Source organism: Fischerella sp. JS2 (assembly GCF_032393985.1).
GTDB lineage: Bacteria > Cyanobacteriota > Cyanobacteriia > Cyanobacteriales > Nostocaceae > Fischerella.
Genome location: NZ_CP135918.1, coordinates 2,027,961 through 2,054,740, shown reverse-complemented (window position 1 = coordinate 2,054,740; position 26,780 = coordinate 2,027,961). Strand labels below are relative to the sequence as shown.

18 protein-coding genes and 1 pseudogene are annotated in these 26,780 nt (G+C 39.9%); 8 read left to right on the top strand and 11 right to left on the bottom strand.

From position 1 onward, the window contains the following. Positions 1–911: 911 nt before the first annotated feature. Complete coding sequence (locus RS893_RS08565; protein WP_315790775.1) at positions 912–2,192, bottom strand: dicarboxylate/amino acid:cation symporter; 1,281 nt, start codon at positions 2,190–2,192, stop codon at positions 912–914. 222 nt (positions 2,193–2,414) lie between these two features. On the opposite strand from RS893_RS08565, the gene RS893_RS08560 reads away from it, so the two are divergent. The 5 genes from RS893_RS08560 to RS893_RS08540 all read left to right on the top strand — a co-directional run bounded on the left by RS893_RS08560 (position 2,415) and on the right by RS893_RS08540 (position 10,125). Then, a complete protein-coding gene (locus RS893_RS08560) occupies positions 2,415–5,048 on the top strand; it encodes a DNA polymerase III subunit alpha (protein WP_315790774.1) in 2,634 nt (877 codons plus the stop codon). A gap of 143 nt (positions 5,049–5,191) precedes the next feature. Then, a complete protein-coding gene (locus RS893_RS08555) occupies positions 5,192–5,929 on the top strand; it encodes a phycocyanobilin:ferredoxin oxidoreductase (protein ID WP_315790773.1) in 738 nt (245 codons plus the stop codon). A gap of 796 nt (positions 5,930–6,725) precedes the next feature. Then, the gene (locus RS893_RS08550; protein WP_315790772.1) at positions 6,726–8,018 is read left to right on the top strand and encodes an HlyD family efflux transporter periplasmic adaptor subunit; all 1,293 of its coding nucleotides are present in this window, start codon (positions 6,726–6,728) and stop codon (positions 8,016–8,018) included. Positions 8,019–8,112: 94 nt separating this feature from the next. Further along, complete coding sequence (gene devC, locus RS893_RS08545) at positions 8,113–9,270, top strand: ABC transporter permease DevC (RefSeq protein ID WP_315790771.1); 1,158 nt, start codon at positions 8,113–8,115, stop codon at positions 9,268–9,270. Between the two features lie 138 nt (positions 9,271–9,408). Then, positions 9,409–10,125 carry a DevA family ABC transporter ATP-binding protein gene (locus RS893_RS08540; RefSeq protein ID WP_315790770.1) on the top strand — a complete coding sequence of 239 codons (717 nt, stop codon included), beginning with the start codon at positions 9,409–9,411 and terminating at the stop codon, positions 10,123–10,125. A gap of 70 nt (positions 10,126–10,195) precedes the next feature. Here the strand turns inward: RS893_RS08540 and RS893_RS08535 are convergent, their stop codons facing one another. After that, complete coding sequence (locus RS893_RS08535; RefSeq protein WP_315790768.1) at positions 10,196–11,326, bottom strand: ATP-binding protein; 1,131 nt, start codon at positions 11,324–11,326, stop codon at positions 10,196–10,198. Positions 11,327–11,524: 198 nt separating this feature from the next. Between RS893_RS08535 and RS893_RS08530 the strand changes: the two genes are divergently transcribed. Genes RS893_RS08530 through RS893_RS08520 form a run of 3 tightly spaced genes read left to right on the top strand, consistent with a single transcriptional unit; the run spans position 11,525 to position 14,193 of the window. After that, positions 11,525–12,031, top strand: coding sequence for a helix-turn-helix domain-containing protein (locus tag RS893_RS08530; protein ID WP_315785251.1), 507 nt, complete (start codon positions 11,525–11,527; stop codon positions 12,029–12,031). After that, positions 12,022–12,597, top strand: a complete 576-nt coding sequence (locus RS893_RS08525; protein ID WP_315785248.1) for an IS630 family transposase — start codon at positions 12,022–12,024, stop codon at positions 12,595–12,597. The genes RS893_RS08530 and RS893_RS08525 overlap by 10 nt, the downstream gene beginning before the upstream one ends. A gap of 15 nt (positions 12,598–12,612) precedes the next feature. Continuing rightward, a complete protein-coding gene (locus RS893_RS08520; protein WP_315790767.1) occupies positions 12,613–14,193 on the top strand; it encodes a B12-binding domain-containing radical SAM protein in 1,581 nt (526 codons plus the stop codon). A 280-nt stretch (positions 14,194–14,473) separates the two neighbouring features. On the opposite strand, the pseudogene RS893_RS08515 reads toward RS893_RS08520, so the two are convergent. The 9 genes and pseudogenes from RS893_RS08515 to RS893_RS08475 all read right to left on the bottom strand — a co-directional run. Continuing rightward, positions 14,474–14,560: pseudogene (locus tag RS893_RS08515) on the bottom strand (transposase); the annotation flags it as partial. A gap of 201 nt (positions 14,561–14,761) precedes the next feature. Next, positions 14,762–15,142: a nitrogen fixation protein NifX gene (gene nifX / locus RS893_RS08510; protein ID WP_315790765.1), complete on the bottom strand. Its 381-nt coding sequence runs from the start codon at positions 15,140–15,142 to the stop codon at positions 14,762–14,764. 390 nt (positions 15,143–15,532) lie between these two features. Then, positions 15,533–16,036 carry a phosphate-starvation-inducible PsiE family protein gene (locus tag RS893_RS08505; protein ID WP_315790763.1) on the bottom strand — a complete coding sequence of 168 codons (504 nt, stop codon included), beginning with the start codon at positions 16,034–16,036 and terminating at the stop codon, positions 15,533–15,535. A gap of 326 nt (positions 16,037–16,362) precedes the next feature. After that, entirely contained in the window at positions 16,363–19,182 is a 2,820-nt protein-coding gene (gene treY / locus RS893_RS08500; RefSeq protein ID WP_315790761.1) for a malto-oligosyltrehalose synthase, read from the bottom strand. 148 nt (positions 19,183–19,330) lie between these two features. Next, a complete protein-coding gene (gene treZ, locus RS893_RS08495) occupies positions 19,331–21,160 on the bottom strand; it encodes a malto-oligosyltrehalose trehalohydrolase (protein WP_315790760.1) in 1,830 nt (609 codons plus the stop codon). A 146-nt stretch (positions 21,161–21,306) separates the two neighbouring features. Then, positions 21,307–23,457, bottom strand: a complete 2,151-nt coding sequence (gene glgX / locus RS893_RS08490; RefSeq protein ID WP_315790759.1) for a glycogen debranching protein GlgX — start codon at positions 23,455–23,457, stop codon at positions 21,307–21,309. 382 nt (positions 23,458–23,839) lie between these two features. Next, the gene (locus tag RS893_RS08485; protein WP_315790758.1) at positions 23,840–24,628 is read right to left on the bottom strand and encodes a hypothetical protein; all 789 of its coding nucleotides are present in this window, start codon (positions 24,626–24,628) and stop codon (positions 23,840–23,842) included. Between the two features lie 27 nt (positions 24,629–24,655). Further along, a complete protein-coding gene (locus RS893_RS08480; RefSeq protein ID WP_315790757.1) occupies positions 24,656–25,573 on the bottom strand; it encodes a CHAT domain-containing protein in 918 nt (305 codons plus the stop codon). Between the two features lie 724 nt (positions 25,574–26,297). Then, positions 26,298–26,585, bottom strand: coding sequence for a hypothetical protein (locus RS893_RS08475; RefSeq protein ID WP_315790756.1), 288 nt, complete (start codon positions 26,583–26,585; stop codon positions 26,298–26,300). Positions 26,586–26,780: the final 195 nt, after the last annotated feature.

The window sequence follows — 26,780 nt, the reverse complement described above, 5'->3', positions numbered from 1 at the left end:
TATGTCAAATTCGGCTTGACGATATAAAGCTTGGACATTGGATCTTGGGCAGTGGAAGATCATATCAGTATCTTAATTTCCAATTACCCTTACGGGTTCGCCAGTCGCTCATGGGGGACTGGGGGCCCCTGGTGGGGATTGGGGGCTCGGGGTCCCCTTTGGGGTTGGGGGAGGAACCCCCTGCGTAAGAGTCGCTGGCTCACCAATTACCCATTACCCTAAGAAGCGATCGCCTTTATAAAATTTATATTGACACAAGCTCTTAATTGCCGTAGGAAAGGAGTAGAGGTACACAGGGTTTAGAGACAGGTTGGTAAACTAACCCCTGTCAAGAGCATCTGAACAATTCCGGATAGATTCTATGAAAGCTAGAAGAGACAGTAAGTTAACCGCTTGTTCTTATATATTTATGTTAATTCACGAATATAAATGGTTATTTAAGATACCTATAAAAAAATAACATACAAAATTGAGCAATTAGCTTCCTATTTTTTCCGCAATTGCCCTAAGGACAACTGAATATACATTGTGTACGGTTTAACTAGGCAATTAAGTACTCAGCACCTTTCAAGATGGGTGCTTTCTGCTGCTACGAAGTTTGATCTTATAGTATTGTCCTGCTCCTATGACTCCAAAACACACCAAGCTCAAATTCCCTCTGTTGCAATATCTCAATCAGCCTTTGTTTAGTTCTAATACCAAATTGGTATTGAATCCTCGACGCTTCGCTCATCTCTACAGAATAGAACTTCTCAAAAAATGCTGGCATAGGGAATGTGACGCTAAGGGGCCTTTTTCAAGTTAGGAGTAGGGGATCGGGAATTAGGAGGACAAGGAGGACAAGGAGGACAAGGAAGCAATCTTTCTCCCTTGTCTCCCCCCTCTCCCTGGTCTCCCGTGTCCCTCATCCCCTATCCTCTATCCCTCCTACCATCTAGCAAAGCACTGACAGTCATATCTCCCATTACATTAATAGCAGTACGGCAGCGATCTAAAAACCAGTCTACGGTTACAAGTACGGCAATATATTGTGTAGGCAAACCAACCGAAGTGAATACAACAGTCATAGTCACTAGTCCAGCATTAGGAATATTCGCCGCACCGACTGAAGCAAAAATCGAAGTAAGAACGATTAGAAGTTGCTGTCCAAGATTTAAATGTTGTCCCAGTACTTGGGAAATGAACAAAGCAGACATTGCTTCATAAAGGGCAGTACCATCATTATTAAAATTTGCCCCGACTAATGCCCCTAAAGCTGCGGAAGATTCCCGTAAGCCGATTTTTTCTTGCAAAACATCAAAGGTGACAGGCATTGTCGCGCCAGAAGAAGATGTAGAAAAAGCCATCACAAAAGCATCGGAACCACCACGCAAGAAATTCAGTGGTTTTACCCAAGAACCAAATTTGACTCTACTTAGGTAGTAACAAGCTTGCAAAGCCAGTGCTATTAGCACCGCCAAAATAAACGCCCCCAAAGATATAAACGGCTCAAATCCTTCTTTGGCAACTGTGTAAGCGACAATACCAAAAACAGCCAAGGGTACTAAAGCAATTACCCAGTTGAGGATACGGATGACGGCCTCAAACAAAATGGTAATTACGTCTTCAATAGGCTTAAATTCATTTTTGCCTTGAGCCACCATTTCTGATTTAATGGCACGCAGGACAATACCAAAAGATAAGGCAATCACAATTAGCTGAATCACATTGTTATTTACCAAAGGCTCAAGGATGGCTTTTGGTACAGCGTCTTGAATGAGTCCCCACGGATCAAATTTTTGCTGGGCTGAGCCTGTAGCGCCTGGATCTGACAAACGTCCCCATGTACCAGGACGCAGGACATTTGCCACCAAAAGTCCGATAAATATTGCTACTGTAGTGTTGGTGAACAGTAACACCGCTAAGCGTCGTCCGGCAGTACCAGGAATATTAGCCGTCATAAAAGTATGCAGCACTGCAACCAAAATTAACGGTGGAGCCAGGGCGCGCAATGCCTTAAGGATCAATTCTGCGGGAATAGCTAAATTTTTGATCAAAGCTTCATTAGTTGGGCTAGGGTTGCCTGCACCTAGCACAACTCCAACTGCGATCGCTAAAATCAAGGCGATGATGATTTGTAAGGTGAGCGGGATTTTCTGCCACCAACGATGGCTTTTGTTTTCTGGCTGTTCGATGCTGTCTATTTCATTCATTGCTTCAGGAATAGGCTGGTGATGTCACCATAAACACAACACTTTGCCAAGTAAATTTTCCAAAAAATACAAGTCTTAATATTGGCAAACTAAGCGTTATTCAATTATCAGTTATTAGTTATAAGTTTGATAACTTAGTTCACTAGAGAGCTTTGGTGGCGTTTATTTGTTCCACGTCGTACACTGATAACTGTTCACTGATAACTGTTCAATTTTTTCCTTATGTCCTTCGTTCCTTTGCACATTCATAGCGACTACAGCCTGTTAGATGGTGCTAGTCAACTACCAGATTTGGTGGATCGTGCCATCGACCTAGGTATTAAAGCGATCGCTTTAACGGATCATGGTGTCATGTATGGTGCGATCGAACTCATAAAAATCTGTCGCAATAAAAATATTAAGCCAATTATTGGCAATGAAATGTATATTATCAACGGCGATATTACCAAACAAGAACGCCGTCCTCGTTATCATCAAATTGTTTTAGCAAAAAATACTAAAGGTTATAAAAATTTAGTTAAATTAACATCAATTTCTCACCTCCAAGGTGTGCAAGGTAAAGGCATTTTTTCCCGTCCTTGTATTAGTAAAGATTTACTTAAAGAACATCACGAAGATTTAATAGTTACTAGTGCCTGCTTGGGTGGAGAAATCCCCCAAGCAATTCTGGCTGGAAAACTAGATGCAGCCCGCCGAGTTGCCCAATGGTATAAAGATGTATTTGGTGAAGATTATTATCTAGAAATTCAAGACCACGGTTCTCCAGAAGACCGAATTGTTAATGTCGAAATTGTCAAAATTGCGCGGGAATTAGGTATAAAACTTGTTGCTACCAATGATTCCCATTATATTTCCTGTTATGACGTCGAAGCACACGATGCCTTGCTGTGTATTCAAACAGGGAAATTAATTATTGAAGATAACCGAATGCGGTATAGCGGTACAGAGTATTTAAAATCCGCAGAAGAGATGAAACAGCTATTTCGCGATCATTTGCCGGATGAGGTTATTGAAGAAGCGATCGCTAATACTGTAGAAGTAGCAGATAAAATCGAACCATACAATATTTTGGGTGAGCCTCGGATTCCTAATTATCCGATTCCATCGGGACATACTGCTGATACTTATGTAGAAGAAATTGCTTGGCAAGGACTCTTACAAAAACTCAATCGCAAATCCCGTAACGAAATAGATCAAGTTTATAAAGAAAGGCTGGAATATGAATTAAAAATGATTCAGCAAATGGGTTTTTCCACCTACTTTTTAGTTGTGTGGGACTACATCAAATTTGCTCGAGATAATGATATTCCAGTTGGACCAGGTCGTGGATCTGCCGCAGGTTCTTTGGTAGCTTACACAATGGGAATTACCAATATAGATCCTGTACATCATGGCTTACTTTTTGAAAGATTTCTCAATCCAGAACGGAAATCTATGCCGGATATTGATACGGATTTCTGTATTTCTCAACGGGATAAAGTTATAGAATATGTCACAGAAAAATATGGCACAGAAAGAGTTGCCCAAATTATTACTTTTAACCGTCTGACTTCCAAAGCAGTTTTAAAAGATGTCGCCAGAGTATTAAATATTCCTTATGCAGAATCAGACAAAATGGCAAAATTAATTCCCGTTTCCCGGGGAAAACCAGCCAAGTTGAAGGTGATGATTTCTGATGATACTCCCGAACCAGAATTTAAAGCCAGATACGAAAATGATCCAAGAGTTCGTCACTGGGTAGATATGGCAATTCGGATTGAGGGAACTAACAAAACTTTTGGAGTTCATGCAGCAGGTGTAGTTATTTCTGCTGATCCATTGGATGAAATTGTTCCACTCCAAAAAAATAACGATGGTTCTGTCATTACCCAGTATTTCATGGAAGATTTAGAATCACTGGGCTTGTTAAAAATGGATTTTCTTGGCTTAAAGAATTTAAGCATGATTCAGAAAACCATCGAATTAATTGAAAATAATCATGGATTTAAGATTGACCCTTATGTAATTACTGCCCAGGAAAGAAAAGCCCAGAAAATATTAGCAAAAGGTGGAGAAGGTGCAAAACTTCCCCCAGATGTGAAGAAGACCTACGAATTATTAGAAGCAGGTGAACTAGAGGGTGTATTTCAGTTAGAATCTTCTGGAATGCGTCAGATAGTACGCGATTTGAAACCTTCCAATATAGAAGATATTTCTTCAATTTTGGCACTGTATCGACCAGGTCCATTAGATGCGGGGTTAATTCCGAAATTTATTAACCGCAAACATGGCCGCGAAAAAATAGATTATGAACACACAATTTTAGAACCGATTTTAGATGAAACCTATGGAATTATGGTTTATCAAGAGCAAATTATGAAAATTGCTCAAGATATGGCTGGATATTCCTTAGGACAAGCTGACTTGCTGCGCCGGGCGATGGGTAAAAAGAAAGTCTCAGAGATGCAGAAGCAGCGAGAAAAATTTATTGATGGCGCAGCAAAAAATGGTGTCAAACAACAAATTGCAGAGGACTTATTCGAGCAGATGTTAAAATTTGCCGAATATTGCTTGAGTTATGAAACTGAAATTTTGACTGTAGAATATGGATTTTTGCCGATTGGAGAAATTGTAGAAAAAAGAATTGAATGTAGTGTTTATACTGTTAATAATAATGGTTATGTCTGTACACAACCTATTGCTCAGTGGCATAATCGCGGCTATCAAGAAGTGTTTGAATATGGTTTAGAAGACGGTTCAGTAATTCGAGCAACAAAAGACCACAAATTTATGACTATTGATAGGCAAATGTTGCCGATTGATGAAATATTTACTCAAGGATTAGATTTGCTACAAGTGACAGGATTGCCAAAATAATCCATCTGTGTTCGTTCTTTCATACCATCGTTGTGGGCGCGATCGCACAAACTTTTCCCCTTCCTAAAATATGTTGCAACCTAGATTGGGTGGTGCATGATGGGCTGTACACTGGCCACTAGATAAGATTCCTGGGTTTAAAAATGTCAACTACTTCTATTTCCTCACTACGCGAACAACAACATCCTCTGATTCGTCAACTGGCTAATAGCATTGAAGCAGCTTGGCATAAACACCTAGACCTTTCGCCCTACAATTTGCCTGCGGAGTTGGGATATGTAGAAGGTAGACTAGAGGGCGAAAAATTGATTATTGAAAATCGCTGTTATCAAACGCCCCAGTTCCGCAAAATGCATCTAGAATTGGCAAAAGTGGGAAACATGCTTGATATTCTACACTGTGTAATGTTTCCTCGACCGGAATATGACTTGCCAATGTTTGGTTGTGACTTGGTTGGTGGTAGAGGTCAAATTAGTGCAGCGATCGCTGATCTTTCACCTGTTAATTCTGACCACTGTTTGAGTGAATCTTATACCTCTGCATTATTGGCGCTACCAGTACCGAATTTCTCTCAACCCCGTGAATTACCAGAGTGGGGAGATATTTTTTCTGAGTTTTGTATATTTGTACGTCCGAGTTCTACAGAAGAAGAAACAATGTTTCTCAGACGTGTAGAGGCATTTTTAGACATTCACTGTCAAAGTGCGATCGCTTCTAACCCCATTTCACCCGATAAGGTGACACAAATTATTGCTGGACAACATAACTACTGCACCAAACAACAACAAAATGATAAAACCCGTCGTGTACTTGAAAAAGCTTTTGGTTCAGAATGGGCAGATAATTATATGACTACTGTTTTATTTGACCTGCCAAATTAATCTTTTTTTTGTTGTTAGTTAGTGGTTAGCGGTTAGTAGTTAGTAGTTGGTTATTAACCACTATCTACTAACAGCCTTTACGAGAAATATATTTACTTATAGCGACTTATCCTATTACCTATCATCTGTTAGTTTTGTTACGTTTCACAAAAACTTATTAATGTAGAATTCATTTATAGAAACTAAAATTGGAGTAAAATAACTGTAATCACGCCTTGAAACTCTACTCCAACTCTTCAAATAACCAGGTGTATCTTGTAGTAACAATTTTAGATTTTGAATTTCGCTAATTCTTGATCTAACTATCTATTAAATAAGTGGTTTGTGATTGATAGTTAGTATCAGGTTATTAATACCTCTTCTAAAGAACAAAAAACAAACTATTACCTGAGTGAAAAATGTAAGGAGCATCATTTAATTTAACTCAAGAGAAATCACTACTATGCTTTGTCTCGAGAAGCGCCATTGTGAAAAACTTTGGTGTTTAGTAGGCCTCTTGCATAAATACTTTATTACCCCACCCTATCCCCTTCCATTTACGGGACTTTCATCTGGTAGGGTGCGTTACGCTCTGCTTTAACACACCCTACTAAATCTTTTCCCATAGGGGATAGGGGGTTTTTAGGATTGTCTTGATAGAGAAAAATTATATAAATAACAGCTTTAAATTTATATGATTTATTGTTGGTATTTTGCTATTTCTCAAAATCTATCTCTAATTTATAAAACTATGCTTTTTTCGCTACTTTTTACTTCCTTTAGTATTAGCAGAATACAAATAGAAGGGTAATATACTATGACGCGAATGACAGAGGAATCAGCATTTAGAGAACAACCTCAGCTTTGGTGGGCGATCGCGATCGCTCTACCAGTTACAGTTGCGGCTGGGTTGCTGACGATGGCCAAAATGGATCAGTTGAAGCAGACCGAACCAGTAGCCAGCGCACCAATTGTCACTACTGTTCATGCTGTGGGACGCATAGAACCGCGAGGAGATGTGGTAAAACTTTCTGCTCCCACAGGAATACAAGGAACTTCGCGAATTGAACAACTTTTTGTTAAAGAAGGGGAACGTGTTAGAAAAGGTCAAGTAATCGCGCTTTTGGATAGCTTTGGCAATAACAAAGCTGTATTAGAAGAAGCCAGAGCTAGAGTCCAAGAAGCCCGTGCTAATTTAGAACAAATTCGAGCAACTTTGCCAAAAGACATTGAAGCTCAAAGAGCCGTTATTGCTCGCTTAAACGCTCAGTTGCGTGGCGAAAGCATTGCTCAACGAGCCTTGATCAACCGTATAGAAGCAGAATTAAGGGGACAAACAGATGTTTTGGGAGCCAGTATAGCCCGCATTCAGGCTCAGCAACGTAATGCTCAAGTTGATGCTCAACGTTATGAGATGTTATACAGAGAAGGCGCAATTTCTCAGCAAGAACGTGACAACAGACGCTTGAGTGCAGTCACAGCTACTGAACAATTAGCTGAAACCCAAGCCACACGTAGACAATCCATTGCAACTTTGCAACAACAAATTGCAGAAGCTAAAGTCAATCGAGATAAAACTATAGCTATTTTGCAACAGCAAATTGATGAAGAAAGAGCTAGATTGCAAAGACTTCTAGATACTCGTCCTACTAATTTGCAAATAGTACAAGCTCAATATGGAAATGCGATCGCTAATCTCAGAAAAGCAGAAGCACAACTACGCTTAAGCTATGTTGAAGCACCGATAGCCGGAGAAGTCTTAAAAGTTCATACTCAGGCTGGGGAAACAATGGGCGTAGATGGTATTGCTGAGATCGGCAAAACTGATCAGATGGTAGTTGTTGCTGAAGTTTCTGAAGACACAATCGGTAGAGTGCGTCTTGGTCAAGAAGCAACTATAAAGAGTGAAAATGGAGCTTTTAGCGGGGAATTAAAGGGAACAGTTACTGAGATTGGTAGAAAAGTTGGTAAAAAAGATGTACTCAATACAGATCCCGCCGCAGATGTAGATGCAAGAGTTGTAGAAGTCAAAATAGCTTTATCTAGTGAAGATAGCGCTAAAGTAGCAGGTTTAACTTATGCCAAGGTAGTTGTAGGCATCAATCTTTAAAATTATGAATTATGAAATTAAAATCATAGCTTAGTTTATAAATTTGAAATTTGCTTGCAATTATTTTTATATAAAATGCTTGGAGATAAACATCATGTTTGGCAGCAAAATTCCTCTTGCTTGGCTACAATTAAAACGTGAAAAAACGCGACTTGCTGTAGCTTTGGCAGGAATTGCTTTTGCCGATATTTTGATGTTTATGCAACTCGGATTTCGGGATTCTCTGTACTATAGTAACGTGAGATTTCATAGTAGCTTACAGGGCGACATTGTTTTAATTAATCCCCAATCTAGTGCCTTACTATCGATGAAGCCCATTTCCCAGAGACGCTTATATAGAGCTTTAGATTTACAAGCGGTACAATCAGTACATCCTATATATTTAGACTATACTAGCTGGAAAAATCCCATAACAGGTATCCCTCGCAACTTACTTATCATTGGTTTTAATCCCCAATCTAACGTATTAAAACTTGAGGGTCTGGAAGAGAATTTAGATAAAATTAAAATACCCGATGTAGTTTTGTATGATAGGTCATCACGACAAGAGTATGGGCCAATAGCAGCGAAATTTGAACAAGGTAAATTAGTTACTGCAGAAGTGAGAAGAAGATTAGTTAAGGTAGGAGGATTATTTACCTTAGGAGCATCATTTGGTGCAGATGGTAATTTAATTACGAGCGATGTAAACTTTTTACGAATATTTTTTAATCGACAGCCAGGTTTAATTGATATTGGTTTAATTAAGCTCAAACCAGGTGCAAATGCAGATGTTGTAGCTAAAGAATTAAGGAATTATTTACCACCTGATGTAAGAGTTTTAACGAAGCAAGAATATATTGATCAAGAGAGAAACTTCTGGGCAAGTAGTACAGCGATCGGCTTTATTTTTACTTTGGGAACAATCATGGGTTTTATTGTTGGCACTGTGATTGTTTACCAAATCCTTTATACAGAAGTAGCAGATCATTTAGTTGAATATGCCACTCTCAAAGCGATTGGCTATGCACAAGAATACTTACTAATTGTGATTTTGCAAGAAGCTTTGATTTTAGCAATTTTAGGATATATACCAGGACTGGCTTTTTCTTTATTTCTTTATCAACAGGCTAGACAAGCAACTTTATTACCAGTTTATATGAGTGCTGCACGAGCAATACAAGTACTGATTTTAACAATTATTATGTGCTTTATCTCAGGTGCGATCGCTGTCAGAAAATTACGATATGCCGACCCAGCAGATATTTTTTAAAGGGTAATGGGTAATTGGTAATTGGTAATTGGTAATTGGTAATAACGAACTACTAACTACTATCTACCAATAAATGACCAATGACCAATGACAAACAACTAACCCTAACCACTAACCACTAACTACTAACTATTGACTATGAAACAAGAACCTGTAATTTCTATTCAACATATTAATCATTATTATGGTAAAGGCGCGCTGAGAAGACAAATTCTATTTGATATTAATCTAGAAATTTATCCAGGAGAAATCGTATTGATGACTGGCCCTTCGGGGTCAGGTAAAACAACATTACTAAGCTTAATTGGTGGTTTGCGGTCTGTGCAAGAAGGCAGCTTAAAATTTTTAGGTAAAGAATTATATCGAGCTAGCCAAACAAAATTGGTCAATATTCGGCGTAATATTGGTTATATTTTTCAAGCCCATAATTTATTAGAATTTTTAACCGCAAGACAAAACGTACAAATGGCGGTAGAATTGAACAAACATATATCTCAAAAAGAAGCTATTGCTAAAGCTGAAAGTATACTCAGAGCAGTTGGTTTAGGACAGAGAATTAACTACTATCCAGATAGTTTATCTGGAGGACAAAAACAAAGAATAGCGATCGCTCGTGCTTTGGTTAATAATCCAGCATTAGTCTTAGCAGACGAACCAACAGCAGCCTTAGACAAACAATCAGGACGCGATGTTGTGGAATTAATGCAGCGTCTTGCAAAAGAACAAGGAACATCGATTTTGTTGGTGACTCACGATAACCGGATTTTAGACATTGCTGATCGCATCGTCGAAATGGAAGATGGTATTTTAGTACGTCAATACCAAGGTGCAGTTGTCCAAGGTAAAGTTTATTAACTAATGTATAGATGCGCTATAGCGCGTCTCTACTTCTACAAACTTTTCGTAAAATCCCAAATTTCAGTTCCTAGCCTAAACGCTGACGTAACCATAAAGCTAGTAAAGGCAATGCCATTTTATACCGTTGTTCAGCCCCGTAAATCAAGCCTTTGTGTTGAAGTCCAGTGAGTGCGCCCTGAAGACTGCCACCACGAGAAAGTCCATGTTTTTGAATATACTCTCTACTTTGAGGTTTTTCCGTGGGATCTGTTGCTAGACATTCCAAAAGATGAACTTGATTACCTGGAAGTAACATTAGTAAGGACTCGAAGGTGATAGATAAATCCTTAAGTAGTTCTTCAATCGCCTGTTGTACTTCTTGTTCAGTAATTAACCCATCAGGGCGACGTAAAGCTTGCAGACGACGAATTATTGCCACTGCATCGCCGATGTGTCCTTGGACAGCATCTAAAAATAGTTGCATGGCTTTGGAACGGGAATCAAATGTTAGTCCCACTGTCTGTAGAATCTCCCTTGCCCATACTGCTACAACATCTCTCGCTAGCGGTGATAACTGTATAGTCTCCAGTGGGTAGTTAGTCTCTTCAGAGTAGTGAGTTGTCTCGGCAATAGTTGCTATGAGTACATAATTGACATGAGTTTGCTGATTAATTTCTCGTCTAAATGTAATTTCCCATAAACTGTGACGATCCCATGAGCGGATATGAGGGAAACTCTGCAATATGATCACAACTCGCTGATTCTGAGATGCAGCCAAAATTTGGGGTAATCCCAGCAAAAGCTCAAATGCTTGCCACAGCTGTTTTGGATTGAGAAAACGCATTGGTGTTAGTTTACCAGTAGGGATTGAGGAGTCCTCTTCCATTTGGAAGCGAAAAAATTCTTTGCCACTGCTAGCAACCCAATCTTGAATTTTGACTGCATCAAAATTTTGAGCGATCGCCTCCGCCATTAACTGCACAAATCTTTCTCCATCTGTGGCGCGGATGCAATCTATCTCTAGGATAATTGCCCCCACCGCTAAAGCAGCCCTCCGTACCAAAGTACGCCGTCCACTTCCTGGTACTCCTGCAATTAACAAGTCACCATCTGCTGCCAGAACTTCTACTATTCGCTGAAATTCTGCTGAACGTCCCATTAATTCTAGAGGGGTAGACAGTTCCAAGTTCACGCGTTTTTTGCCTTCAGAATTTAACATTTATCCAGTTACCAGATCCCAGCCAACAAATTTACTAATAACTGATCACTGATTTCAGCCTTACCTCTATGGCAAGCATACCTATTGCTTATACAAGACATCAAGTATTAAGAAAATAATCGTATCTATCTAATACCAATTTGAAAAAAGAATGCGACAGATGGTAAAAATAGACAGAAGTAGCATTCAGGGTATGTGATGGTAGGGGTAACACAGATCGAGATAGTTGATAGTGTCGAGGAACTAGAGAAGTTGCTCAGACATCAAAAACAGTCTCGGAGCAAAGAACGTATACAAGCCCTATATCTGATTAAAGGGCAAGAAATGAGTGTAAGTGAGATTGCTAAAATCTTGGGAAAACATCGAGCTACAGTACATCGATGGTTGGCAGATTATCGAGAAGGAGGAATTGAGGCGGTTGTTGAATTTGGAACGAGTTCAGGTCGAAAAAGAGCAATACCAGATTGGGCTGTATCGAGTTTGAAAAAACAACTCGAACAACCAGAAGGTGGGTTTCAACGGTACACACAAATACAACATTGGTTAGAAAAAACCTTGGGTGTGCAAGCTGAGTACGCAACTGTACATCATCTGGCACGTTACAGGCTCAAAGCCAAGCTGAAAGTCCCACGTCCGCGTAACCGAAAACAGGACGAAGAAAAACTAGAGTCTTTTAAAAAAAACTCGGTGATGACTTGCAATTAATTGCTCAATACAGTGCCATTATCTTGCCCCAGTACGAAAATATTCGTTATTTTGTACAAGATGAGAGTCGATTTGGACTCAAAACCATTGAAGGACGTAAAATTACTCTTCCCGGAGTTAAGCCTATTGGTGATTGGCAGTGGCAATTTAAAGCGTTCTGGCTATATGGAGCAGTTGAACCACTTACTGGGGAAAGTTTATTTTGGCAGTTTTCTCATGTTGATACCGAATGCTACCAACAATTTTTGAACGAGTTCGCTGCCTGTTATCCCAAATCACTTAACATTCTCCAAGTTGATAACGGCTTATTTCATAAAGCTAAACGTTTACAAATTCCAGAGAATATTGTTCTTTTGTTCCAGCCTGCTCATTCTCCTGAACTGAATCCCATAGAGCGCGTTTGGGAATATCTCAAGCAAGACTTGAAATGGGAGCTATTTGATCACCTGGAGCATCTGCAAACCAAGGTTGCTCAACTCCTAGCTCTCCTCACTCCTCAAATTGCTGCTTCTTTGACTGGTTATGACTTCATCCTCAATGCCTTATCTGTCGCAAACATTTTTTGAATTGGTATTACAACCATGAAAACACTGTTACTTTATCCCCGCTTTCCTAAAACTTTTTGGTCTTACGATGAATTTATGAAGATCGCAGGACTCAAGGCATCTATTCCACCCCTGGGTATTATTACTGTCGCTGCTATGCTACCGACAGAATGGGAAATTCGGTTTTATGATCGCAATGTTAGTCCAGAAACAGATGCTGATTGGCAATGGTGTGATATTGTGATTCTTTCTGCAATGATTGCCCAAAAAGAAGATTTTCTTGCCCAGATTCACAAAGCAGCACAGCTAGGGAAAAAAGTAGCAGTAGGTGGGCCTTATCCGACTTCAATACCAGAAGCTGCCCTCAATGCAGGAGCCAACTACCTGATTTTAGACGAAGGCGAGATTACAGTTCCGCAATTTTTAGAAGCGATCGCTCAAAATCAAGAGCAAGGTATCTTCCGCGCCAGTGAAAAACCAGATGTAACTCAAAGTCCAATGCCTCGGTTTGACTTACTCAAGCGAGATAAATACTTTATGATGGCGGTACAGTTTTCTCGGGGTTGCCCTTTTAACTGCGAATTCTGTGACATTATCAATCTCTATGGTCGCAAACCCCGTACCAAAGAACCAAGTCAAACTCTAGCAGAACTCCAAACCCTCTACGACTTAGGTTGGCGTGGGTCAATCTTTATGGTGGATGACAACTTTATTGGCAATCAGCGCAATGTTAAACGCCTGCTACGAGAGTTAATTCCTTGGATGAAGGAACGCAATTATCCCTTTACTTTTTGGACTGAAGCTTCTGTCAATCTCGCAGAAGATGCAGAGTTATTGGACTTAATGGCTCAAGCTGGATTCTACGCAGTTTTTCTTGGTATAGAAACCCCCGATCAAGACAGTCTGCAAGTGACTCGCAAGTATCAGAATACCCGCAATCCCTTAGTAGAAGCCTGTCAGAAAATCCATCAAGCTGGATTACTTATTTATGCAGGATTTATCATTGGCTTCGATGGCGAACGCAGTGGTGCAGGTGAGCGAATTCAAGCCTTTGTAGAACAAACTAGCATTGCTCAACCCATGCTAGGAATTTTACAAGCTGTCCCTAACACAGCGCTGTGGCAAAGACTAAAACAGGAACAGCGATTATTAGAAGGTTTTGGTGGTGAACAGGTGGGAGATCAAAATGCCTTAATGAACTTTGTCCCGACTCGCCCAATGGCTGAAGTTGCCAGAGAATATGTAAAGGCAATGTGGACAATGTACGAACCCAAAAACTATCTGCGACGTTGTTTTCAACAATGCCTCAGCATTACACCCAATCCTTACCTCCAGCAAACAGTGTATTTCCCTCCTGGAAAAGGAATCAGGCTAGTCATCCAGTTACTTTGGCGTCAAGGCTGGCAACGCCGGGAAACTCGTCTTCAGTTTTGGCAACAACTGTGGGCGATTCTTCGCACTAAGCCCAAATTCCTGAATATGTATTTGGGTTTATGTGCTGCTGGTGAACATTTTTGGCAATATCGGATTTTAGCTAGAGAGCGGATTACTGAGCAGTTAGGATTTGATCCAATGACTATGCCTAATACTGTGGAACAAGATTTAGTCACAGTTTAAAAAAACTTTGTCCACTATAGTATAGGAATCCAGTTTGATTATCGAAAAAATCTAAGTACACGTAGGGTGTGTTATCGTATAGCGTAACGTACCAAAAAAATAGAATGGTGCGTTACTAACACACCCTACATATCTTTTCAAAAACCAAATAGTAGTCCTATAGATATTAAATATGATATTCAGTGGGCAAAATTTTTCTGTTTTTTATTTATTTTTATGGTTGTTCAGTACTTGTTATGCAAAACTAAAAATTAAAATGCCAACTTAATAAACATCTCACTCAAAAGTTTTCAAAGTTTCTAAATCCATAAGCCAAGCGTTTAATTAACTTGAGCTTGTTATTGATACCCTCAACGACACCACTTGTATTTCCTTCACTACTTCTTGTCAGCGATCGCGTTCCAAAAAGTCGGTCTACGCACTTTCTAAATCAGCATTCATCATCAAGATCATTCCATCCATAGAGAACATCAAGACATTCGTGACCAACGTCTTGACGTTGTTTATGAACACGACAACATTCGCTACAAACTTGAAAGCAATCACAAATTGACAGATGTCATATCAACTAACTTTTTTGTATAGCTTTACGTAACCAAGGTGGAGGATTGCCTTTGAGAGTTTGCACTAATTTATTCAGAATACTGATAATTTCTTCTTCATCTGATTGTGGCTTTACTGGCATAATACCTCTTTTAATTAACTTTGCAGCAGGAATACCACCAATTGATGCCACATAGACAATCTTACAGTCAGCTAATGCCTCAATCTTGGATGCTGTTTTATCTTCACTTTCAGCATCTTTATCTTTATTAGAACTACCAGCAAACTTGAGAGTTTCTATAAATTTATAACCAGCATCTGAGATTTCATAAATATCTGCTTCTTGCGCCCATCCAAAGTGAGCATTAACATGGACTCTATCACTGGTTGCGAAGGCTATTTTCATTCTAATGATCCTCTCCTGAAGTTAGGAGTTGTGAATTATGAAGTGAGTCAAAATTTCAAAATTTACACTCAATATGACTATTGACTCTTAAAGCTTACTGCATAAATCAAGTGATATAACCTATTTTATTGAGTTATTTACAGCGTCTTCTTTGTCTACATAAAGGTGATATATCTTCGACACTATCTTTTTGTTTATAAGAAAGTACGCTTGTAACCCATATTTTTGATTTCCCCTAACGTCAGCATAGCATATCGCAAACTATTTGGCGATTTTAAATGTTAAAAAAACTTAATATAGCTATCTAATTTGAGGATCTTTTTTTAGAAGAAAATTAAAGCAAATAAATATAAAGTCAATTAAGGAAATATGCTGTATTCGCATTTACAATTAATTAGAGGAAAGAGAATCGTCAGTCAATAATTGAGTACTTATTTCTGTTGCTTCGGGTTGATTAATTTTAATGTGTTCAAAAAAGTGAGACATCCAAGGAATAGCAATGAGAATTACTCCTAAAACTACTAAAAATATAGATATTCCAATAATTTGGTCGCGAGGAATTTCCAGTACACCACGTAAAATCACTTCTCGTAAAGCAGAAACAATTGTAATTTCCACTGCCGCTACTACAGAGATTTGCTGTTGTTGTATGTAATCAATTAACAGGCGAAATAATTCTACCAGAATCAAAATAAACAGAATATCAGATGTGACTTGCCGTAAATCTAATGGATGCAAAAGAGAGAAAAACATATCTCCCAATCTGATCAGCATTACACAAAATAAACCAAGACAAAGCGAGATGACAATAAAGTCTTGAAAAACCTCTAAGTTAGCTACAATTTTATCTCGCTGGAACCAAGAATTTAACCCTGTGATCAGGCGTTTGGGCATGGCATCTCCGGACTATTTAGAGTCGTCCAGTTCCATGATAAGCAATTCAATTTTCTTCTCAACCGTAACTTTGCGATTGTTAGTTGTAACATTCAATTACTGTTTTTTATTTTCTAAGACAGCAGTCCTGCGATCGCAACTATTAGGCAATAAGTAGTGATTTTTGGTGCGTTAGAACTAATATCTAATAACGCACGCTACCAGATTTTTACCCCAATTACCAATTATCCATTACGATTACCTAAATAAAATTTCCACGCAGAGCATGGCAACAATAATACTCTGCGTGGAAACAAGATGATTTATTTGACTTCGCCTGCTATTTATTAGCTCTCTGTTTCTTGTGGTGCTTCTGCTTGATTAACCAACAATGCTACGGGAAACTGTTGCAAAATTTCCCGTAGCCAGAGGGTATCCTCACCTTGCACTTGCTGTCCGGTGATGGCGTCATACCAAACATCAGAGGAACCAGCCGGGGGAACAATGCGGGTTTCGTGCCAAACTTGTTCACCTAAGGGATACTCGCCTTCTTTAACCAGGGAGGTGAGAAAACGAGGAGCGATCGCAATTATTCTCTTATCTGGTAATTCTCTAGCAAATGTGACAATATGACTTTTTAAACTACCTGCAACTGACAATTTGACATAGGTTCCCTTTTGGAATACATCTAAGTGTTCTTGCCTTGCTTGCAAAAGTTTATAAGTCAGGAATAGCTTCACTCGTCCATCTTCCGGGGTTTGCAGCAGTTGTGTGATTAAGCCTGAGATATCTTGTGCTGCTTTAGTTTTAATGTCTTGCAAATATTTTTGCCGGATTTCAAAATCCACCGGACGACGGTTATCTGGATCTACCATACTCAAATCCCAAAGTTCCGATCCTTGATAAAAATCTGGCAAACCCGGGGCAGTAGCTTTCACTAATGTTTGAGAGAGAGAATTTAAAATGCCGTAGTGTTGGATTTTGCGCTGGAAGGGACGGAAAGCTTCAAGAAATGGGTTATTCTGGGGGTCTTTCAAGACGCGATCGGCAAAATTAGTGAAGGCATTTTCATAAGCTGTATCTGGTTTAAGCCAGGCTGTGTGGACTTTTGCCTCACGAATTGCCTTAATAATATATTGCTGCATCCGTTCTACAAAGCCAGGATACTCTTCGTCTTTATAAGGAAAAGCCCCGATTAACGATTGGTAGAAAAAGTACTCATCGTTGGGAGTTGGTACATCCTGTCCATTTACAGTTTCTTTGTGGGAAGCATTGATTTCCCGCCATTCTTTGAGATGATTTTCCCACTCTTGGGGAATTTCCGACAAAACATTAATACGCGCGCGCATGTCTTCACCACGTTTAGTATCGTGGGTAGAAGTAGCATTCATGGCATGGGGCCATTGAGAAGAACGCTGTTGATTAAAGATATGGAAATCTTCTAGAGAAATACCAAAATGTGTGGGATGAGAACCAACTTCATTTAAGGAGATCAGGCGATTGTAGACATACAAAACTGTATCTTCTACACCTTTCGCCATCAATGGACCGGTAAATTGTTGCAACCGCATCAAGAAATGCAACCATTGTTCCTGATCTTCTTGGGAGAGGTGTTCGTCAATGTCTAGGATGAGAAACTTTTCAATAAAGTTTAATTCATTAAGGAAGTTGGGAATATTCTTTTTAGCTTGCGTCATCACTTGCTGAATATACTCCCGGTCTGCTTTGCTAGCCCCGGCGCTATTAATATAGGTGCGATAAACAGGAAACAGCGCCAAAATTTCTACTAAAGCAGCTTTTAAGCCATACATAGTAAAGTCGCTAGCATAGCGATAGCGACCGGAAATTTGCTTGAGTAAGTGGGCTAAATTATCAATATCTCCTGCTAAGTGTTTACTAATAATCAACCTTTTGTTTTGGTCAATTAATTCTTCACAAGAAACTTTTCTGCCCAAAAAACGCTGATAAATAGTATCAAATTCAGCTGCTGTTGATTGTTGGCAGAAAATACCATTGACTTGATTGAGAAAGTCATAACCTGTTGTGCCTTGAATTGGCCAGTTAATTGGCAATTCTTCATGAGGTTCAAGAATTTTTTCCACAACTAGGTAAACTTCAGGGGCATGTTCACGTAGTCGATTGAGATATTGGGCTGGGTCATAAAGACCATCAATATGGTCGATTCTTAATCCGTTAATTGTTCCCTCTTGAACTAATTTCAAGATACAGGAATGTGTTGTTTCAAAAACTTGTTCGTCTTCGATTTTGAGCGAAATTAGATCATTAACAGTAAAAAAACGTCTGTAATTGAGTTCTTCATTGCCAACTTTCCAGTAAGCGAGGCGGAAAAATTGTTCAGCGAGTAAGTTCTCTAAGAGATTAAAACTTTCCGGTTTTCCAAATTCACCATTGAAGATACGAATATTTTCTTCTATAAATTCCTTGACTTCATGACTATCATTCCAGAGTTCCCATAACATGCGTTTGATAATCACTATTTGGTCGTAGCGTTCTCTGCCTTCCTCTCCTGATGGAATATATTTCAACATATAGAGAACACTCAGAAGTTTCATGAAATTGGGATGATCTCTACCTAATTTATCGCGTATACGTCCCAAATCATAAGTAAAAACTTGAGAGTAAGATTCGATGCGGATGGGGAATTTTAGTGAGTAGTAATTAATAGTTAAACCATTTTCTTCATATTGGAGTTGTAATTCACCACTTTCTAAGCAATCGCCACAAAATTTACCTAAAAAAGGTGCAAGTACTTTGCCTTGATTTTCGGGATAATGATGATGCCAATTAATATCAAAAAAGCCTCGATATTGAGAGTCAGAACCGTTTTCGAGAACATCTACCAGCATGTGGTTTTGACTATCAAATGCCATGTGGTTAGGGACAATATCTTGCACCCAGCCAATATGATGGTGGTTGAGTTCTGCAATTAATTCTGCAAATTTTTCTTTTCCACCCAATTCTGGATTAATTTCATTCGGGTTAACTGTATCGTAACCGTGGGTGCTGCCTTTTCTCGCTGTTAAAATTGGGGAGGCATATAAATTTGAAATTCCTAACTCTGATAGGTAAGAAGCGATCGCTTTGGCTTGTTCAAAACCAAAACTAGGAGTGAATTGTATCCGGTATGTTGCTATAGGTATTTGCATGATTAGTTATTAGTCAATGGTCAATTGTTAATCGTCAATTGTCAATCGTCAATCGTCATTGGTTAGTAGTTAGTGGATAGTGGTTAGTGGTTCAACCAACTACTAACTACTAACCACTAACTACTAACAATCAACAAACAACACATGACTATTGACAGTAAACAACTACACTCTCAGGATGAAGTGCAAATGTTGACTGGGATTCAGTGTTTAGTATTTCGGGTAATAGGGAATTATCACCACCCCAAGCGGGGTCAGCCGAGTCGAGTTGTTTTTTCCAGGTTCCAGTAAGTATATTTGCTTTAATTTTAACAACTTCTGGGCTAAAGTTCAGCCAGCATAACACTTGATTACCATCACACCACCGTCGCAGCTGTAAAACCTTTTCTGGTGCTATTACCGACGCTTCTAAGTTGTTGCGATCTAAGTTAGCAAGTGCAGGAATGGTTCTGCGTAGTTTGAGTAACTTTTGATAAAACAACCATAACATCCGGTTTTTGCCCTCATGACGCTTTTCCCAATTGAGGCGCGATCGCTCCATTGTCTCTACTGCTTGCGGATCTGGTGCTTCTTGACCATAAATCTCAAAAAAAGCAGCAAATTCTGCTTTTCTACCTTCCCTTACCCCCTTGATCAGGTCAGGGTCGCTATGACTCACAAAATAGAGAAAAGGAGCAGTCTCGCCATATTCTTCACCCATAAACAACAAGGGAACATAGGGGGATAGCAGAACAGCTGCCGCAGTTAATTTTAACCCCTCAAAGGAGATTAGGGAGGTAAGGCGATCGCCCATCATCCTGTTACCTACCTGATCGTGATTTTGAGAACAGACTACAAATTGTTGAGACAGACAATCACTGGCATCATTTCCGTGGTAGCGATGGCGATGGGGGGAGTAATCCCAGGCGTAGACAAAGCTGTGGCGGTAGGCTTTGGCAAGCTGTTCTAGTTGACCAAAATCTTTGTAATATCCTTGATTTTCTCCTGTCAGTACAGTATGTAAAGCATGGTGAAAATCATCACTCCACTGAGCGTCAATTCCGTAGCCACCTACCTGGAGAGGACGGATAATGCGGGGATCATTCAAATCACTTTCGGCAATCAGGTAGCGTTTATATCCTTGTTGCGAAAGTTGGGCGACTGCTGCGGCAATCTCTGCCAAAATATGCTTAGCACCAAAATCATAAATCGCGTGAACTGCATCAAGACGCAAAGCGTCGATATGGAAAGTTTCTAACCAGTAAAGGGCATTTTGGATAAAGTAATTGCGTACACCATCGCTGTAAGGACCGTCAAAATTAACCGCACTGCCCCAAAGAGTTTTGTAATGGTCTGTAAAATAAGTACCAAACCCCCAAAGATAGTTTCCTTCTGGGCCAAGATGGTTGTATACAACATCTAAAATTACAGCCATACCTTGCTGATGGCAGGCGTCAACCAATTTCTTTAAACCATCAACCCCACCATAGGAATTTTGCACCGCGTAGGGAAAAGTACCGTCGTAACCCCAGTTGCGATCGCCTGGAAATTGGGCAACAGGCATGATTTCAATGGCATTCACACCTAACTCTAGCAATTCGGGAACCCGAGGAATTATTGCTTCAAATGTCCCTTCTGAAGTAAAAGTGGCTACATGCAATTCGTAGATGACCATTTGCTCTAAGGGAATTCCTCGCCATTTGCTGTCATTCCAAGTAAAGCTACTGTGGTCAATCACTTGTGAAGCCCCGTGAACCCCTTCCGGTTGAAAACGAGAAGCGGGATCGGCTGTGTCTTTTTGCCTATCCAACTGGTAAAAATAGAGACAACCAGGCTCAACGTTATTGACGGTTCCGTGCCAATAACCTCGTTCATCCTTTTGGAGGGGGATAATTTTTTCTTCTGGGGCGACAAGGTGAACAGCAACCTCGCCAACTAAAGGCGCCCAGAGAGTAAAATTGCAAGTGCGATCGCCTAAATATTGAGAACCGATATGCATGTTAGTTAGTGGTTAGTGGTTAGGTATAAGGGAGTGGGGGGAGTGGGGGAAGTGTGAGAAGTGTGGGAAGTGTGGGGAGTGGAGATGTTCTCCCTTGTCCCCCGTGTCCTCCTTGTCCCCCGTATCTCCCTTGTCCCCGATCCCCTTTAATCCTCGTCATCACGAGAAACTTTGCCCATACGTTGCAACATAACAAGTGATCGCGCTTCTACTTGTACAGGTTTATCTTCGATGTAACGTTTACCGCGTTGCACAAAACGGGGTTTGGTAGTATCAATAATAGTCAGCCATTCCCAATCTTGTAGTCTATGGGGAATTTGAAATTCCACCATTTCGTAGTGGGCGTTGAAGAATAATAAAAAGCTTTCATCAATGATACGTTCACCCCTTGGCCCTGGTGTGGCTATTTCTTCGCCATTGAGGAAAATGCCGATCGCTTTGGTAAAACCATCATTCCATTGTTCCTCTGTCATTTCGCCGCCGTCGGGATTAAACCATAAGATATCATGTACACCAGAACCATGAATAGCACGCCCTTGGAACCATTTACGTCTGCGGAACACAGGATGTCTGCGACGTAAGTCAATTAATTGGCGGGTGAAATCTAACAGTGCTTCATTTTCTTCTTGTAGGTCCCAGTCGAGCCAGGAAATTTCGTTATCTTGACAGTAGGGGTTGTTGTTACCGCGTTGCGATCGTCCCATTTCGTCACCCATTACCAACATGGGTACACCTTGGGAAAGAAACAGTGTTGCCAAAAAGTTCCGCAGTTGTTTTCTCCGCAGACGCAAAACTTCTAGGTTATCTGTTTCACCTTCCACACCACAATTCCACGAACGGTTGTGACTTTCTCCGTCTCGGTTATCTTCACCATTAGCTTCGTTGTGCTTTTCGTTGTAACTCACTAAGTCGTAAAGAGTAAAACCATCGTGAGCGGTGATAAAGTTGATGCTGGCACTAGGATTGCGACCGTTAAACTGATACAAATCAGAACTGCCTGTAAACCGATAAGCAAACTCTGCCATGCGGCTGTCTACCCCACGCCAAAACTCCCGCACTGTATCGCGATACCTACCATTCCACTCTGACCACAACAGTGGAAATTCGCCTACTTGGTAGCCTCCTTCACCTACATCCCAAGGTTCAGCAATTAATTTCACATCTGCTATCACTGGATCTTGGTGAATGATATCAAAGAATGCTGCCAGACGATCAACTGCGTATAATTCCCTAGCTAACGCCGATGCTAAGTCAAAACGAAAACCATCAATATGGCATTCCAACACCCAATAACGTAGACTATCCATAATTAATTTCAGCACTTGGGGATGGCGGACGTTGAGAGAATTACCGCAACCAGTAAAATCCATGTAGTAACGATAATTGCCATCAACTAGGCGGTAGTAAGCAGCGTTGTCAATACCACGTAGTCCAAGAGTCGGCCCAAGATGATTACCTTCACCTGTGTGGTTGTAAACCACATCTAAGATCACCTCTATGCCAGCATTGTGTAATGCCTTCACCATCTGCTTAAACTCTCTCAACTGCTGCCCTAGAGAACCACTGGCACTATAACCAGAGTAGGGAGCCAGGTAGGAAAGAGAATCGTAGCCCCAGTAATTTTTTAAACCTTTGTCTACCAAATGTCCAGGATAGGCGAGAAAATGATGAATCGGCATTAATTCCACTGCCGTCACACCCAAAGATTGCAAATGAGAAATCGCTGCCGGATGGGCGAGTCCAGCGTAAGTTCCACGTAGCTTAGGGGGAATTTCTGGGTGTAGCTTCGTAAATCCCTTGACATGAGTTTCATAAATAATCGTCTCATGCCAAGGAGTTTGCAGTAACTCGTCTCCTTCCCAATCAAAAGACTGATCCACAACAACTGATTTGGGAACTAAATGAGCGTCATCAAGGTCAGAAAATCCCAAGTCTTGATTTGGATCACCCCAACGATAACCAAAAATTTCTTCACCAAAACGAACATCGCCATCAATTGCCTTGGCATAGGGATCAATTAGTAGTTTGTGGGGATTAAAGCGATGTCCTTCTTCAGGAGCAAAAGGGCCGTGTACTCTAAAACCGTACCTTTGACCAGGGCCAATACCAGGGACATAACCATGCCAAGTAAAGTTTGTGACTTCTTTAAGTTCTAGTCGAGTTTCTCGCCCTTTTTGATCGAACAGACACAATTCCACTCCTGTAGCATGTTCAGAAAAAAGAGCAAAGTTTGTACCCTTACCATCCCAGGTTGCTCCCAAAGGATATGGTCTACCAGGCCAGAGTGAGAAGTACATACGGTCAAGCTCCTGTTACAGATTTATCAGGCAGGATAATTGAGCTAACGCGTGTTACAAAAGATTGCTAAGCACAACACGCCCTAGCTTCTCACAATCTTTCAAATATTAAGCCAAATAAAAAGTTTTGTAACTCAATCTGTTGACAGAAATTTTACTCACTCACTCCAGAATGACAACCCCATAAATAGTTAATTTTGTCAAACTTTTTCTGCGATCGCGTAGACGATTTTGCTACATCCCTAAGCAGAGTCAAGCGATCGCTTAACACTCACAATTCAAATAATCATTCACCAATTTTTAAGATTTCTTGACAATATGCGTAAGTTTGTTAAGTAAAGTTCAAATTCTTAAAAGTTAGTACTACCAAATTACAGTTAGTTTAGCGGCTCCAAAAAGTGTCATCATTCCACTTTATGCAATTTGACTGAACGAGTTCACCTCTAAGTGTCCTGTCATCAGGATAATTCACCTGGATTTTTGGAGGATTCTCGGAAATTACCTCACCTTCTCCATTTGGGCGACGGGAAGCTTCAGATTGAAAGACAATTACTTTATTCCCGTCAATCTTGATATAAGTTCTGTTCTGATTCCACTCTCCTGCAAAACTTTTAGAACTTAATCCCCAGCCAAATTCCCACGGATAAGAAGCAGGACAACCAGCTATGGCAGTTTTATGAGATTGCCCGATTTGCCCGATGGAAAATCCTGCTAACCCAATTAGCATAATTGCACCACTTGCAAGTAGTTTTTTGTTAACGTTACTGATTTTTGTCAACCATGATTCAGGTTTTAATGCATATGGATTAGTGACAGTTGGTATTGGATGATTCTGTTGGGCTTGATTAAAATTACAATTGCAATTGAGTTTTTCTATAATCTTTTTTAAAATGGATATACGATGGCTATATACTGATTTATTTAAAATAGGAAACAATTTATTGCAACAAAGCTTACATAAATTTTCTTGATAGCCATAGCGATTTAAACAGTCAATTAGCTCTGTACAAAATGTATCATCGGAAGAATCTCTGATAAACGAGACTTCCTGGGGATTGATGCCAAGGTCTCTACATAGTTGTTTTCTTGACTCTTGGGTCTCGGTCATTAGTAACATTAGTTTTGTTAATTGTTTTATATCATCTTCATCCAAAAGGAATTGAGTTGTCATACTTGCTACTCCTAATATTACTTATAATTAAGTTTTGAGTTTTGATTTAATACTTTCCAAATCAGCTGCGTACTTCCCTCTTTTAAATACAACTTCAAGTTCCTTACAGATTTTCCAAAGAGCTTGTTGATCATCGGTAATATGCAAATAAGTAATTAGCTCTAAGGCAAAGTCAGCATCAGTTGATTGTCTGAGAAATGTAAGTTGATTGGGTTCAATTCCAATTTTTATACACAGTGCTTTTCGTGCCGAAGGTTCAGCACGTCCACTGCGTGTCAGGAGTTCTGTAAGTATTTCTCTATCAGAGTTGCTGAGTTCCTGAAAGTCCTCAGATGTATGTTCATTTACTTGCTTTTCAAGCAACCTGTTAACAACCGTCTCCTCAATATTTGATTTTTTCTTCAGAGTCGGGGTGAGTTGGTCTGGAATACCTGCCAAATTAATGGCAGCGCAACCAAATTTGTAGGCAAATTCCACAGTTTTCCCAGATCCTAAAGCATCATAAAAACCCACAGCAAATTCAATTGCTGCTTTATCTGCGATCGCTTTTTTCATGCCAATCACATAGTTAACGTGTTGAGCGATCGCCGAAGCTTGCACATCTGAGTAACAGCCGTTTAGAACAACACACTCAACTTCCTCTGCAAACAGTGCAAACAGTCCCGCTAACGCTTCTCCATCAACTAGCTTTGCTAAACCTGTTTCATCTTCAAATACCAAACCCTCATCCCCCGTCCCATGTCCAGAAAAATGAACAATAGAAGGATTGATCTCTAGCATTGCCCGTTGGATGTCCCTCGGTCGTACTGCTAACTTTGACTCTAGAATAAACTGATCGCGTTTTTTTGCTCGCTCTAATCCTTCTGCAATATCTCGTACCTCCTGATCTAAACGTAATCGTGAAGTGCCTTGAGGATTCGCTGTCAAAATTAAGATTGTTTGCATTATTTACTAAACTCCAGTGATATAATTCGACAAAGTTTCTTACTCAACTGGTTTTACCGATAGCCAGACCATTCAATTTAGAAAAATACCTATAGCTTATTTATCTCCCCATTTTGGGGAACATCGTTGCTTTCCAGCCATTGCTCAATTAGCTGGTAATTATGTAAATAATTCTTATCAAACCTACAAATATAAAAATGGCGATTCCGCAAAAAGTCTACTTGAAAAGTAGTTTGTCCTAGCAATGCGATCGCCGACAAAATATACGTGCCATGAAAAACATCATTACCACGATATTGTCTGGAAAAGATACAAACTAAGTTAGCACTTATACAATTTTGAATTTTGGATTGGCTTCATAGAAAAATCTAGGGACTTATAGCATCAAAGAAGTATCACTCAAGCAATTTTGGATTTTAAAAAACATCAATCGTGGGAAACTTGGCTTGAGCTTGCATACAATCCCATAAATAAATTGCTAAATCGAGATCACCAGTCCAGTGTCCATTCATACATGAAATAAGTAGCCAACATTGAACCTAGCATACCCCACATTAATACTCGTATGGGTTGCTCATTATTCTTCTGCACTGATTGTATAATTTCTGTGACTTTTTCCTCAGAGGGTGCAATCTGATTATTGCAGCAGCAAAATCGGTAGTTCACCAAACAAAAAAGATGAATTATTTGGATAGGGCAGCTTCTAATAATCTCTGCAATTTTGTTATAAATGTGTGTCTAAATACGAGCCGACATCCAAAGTTGAATCAATAGCCCCCACATTCTGTAAATAAGCGATCGCCCAAAGAACTCCAGCCGTTCCAAAGTATAGATCATTACCAAACCCATACTCATCCATTGGATGAACTGGAAAAGAGGCTGCTTTCTCCAAGTAAGATGTTGTCTCATTGACAATATCAACAACTGTTTGTTGGGCTTTGCTAGCATTCCAGCCTAATGGCAAAAGCGGGTAGTGTCTAGCTGGATTAAACAACAATGAGAATTGTCTCACAAATTATTCATCTCCTTTCAAACAAAAGTTTATATAAAAACTCTGCGTCCCTCCGCGCTTCCCTTTGCGTCCCTTTGCGTTTAAAAAACTTACATTATCTACCAGTTAATAGTTAGTAGTTGGTTATTGACCACTAACTACTAACCATTAATCACTAATAGCGAACACGAGAAATACGTTGATCTACACCAACCC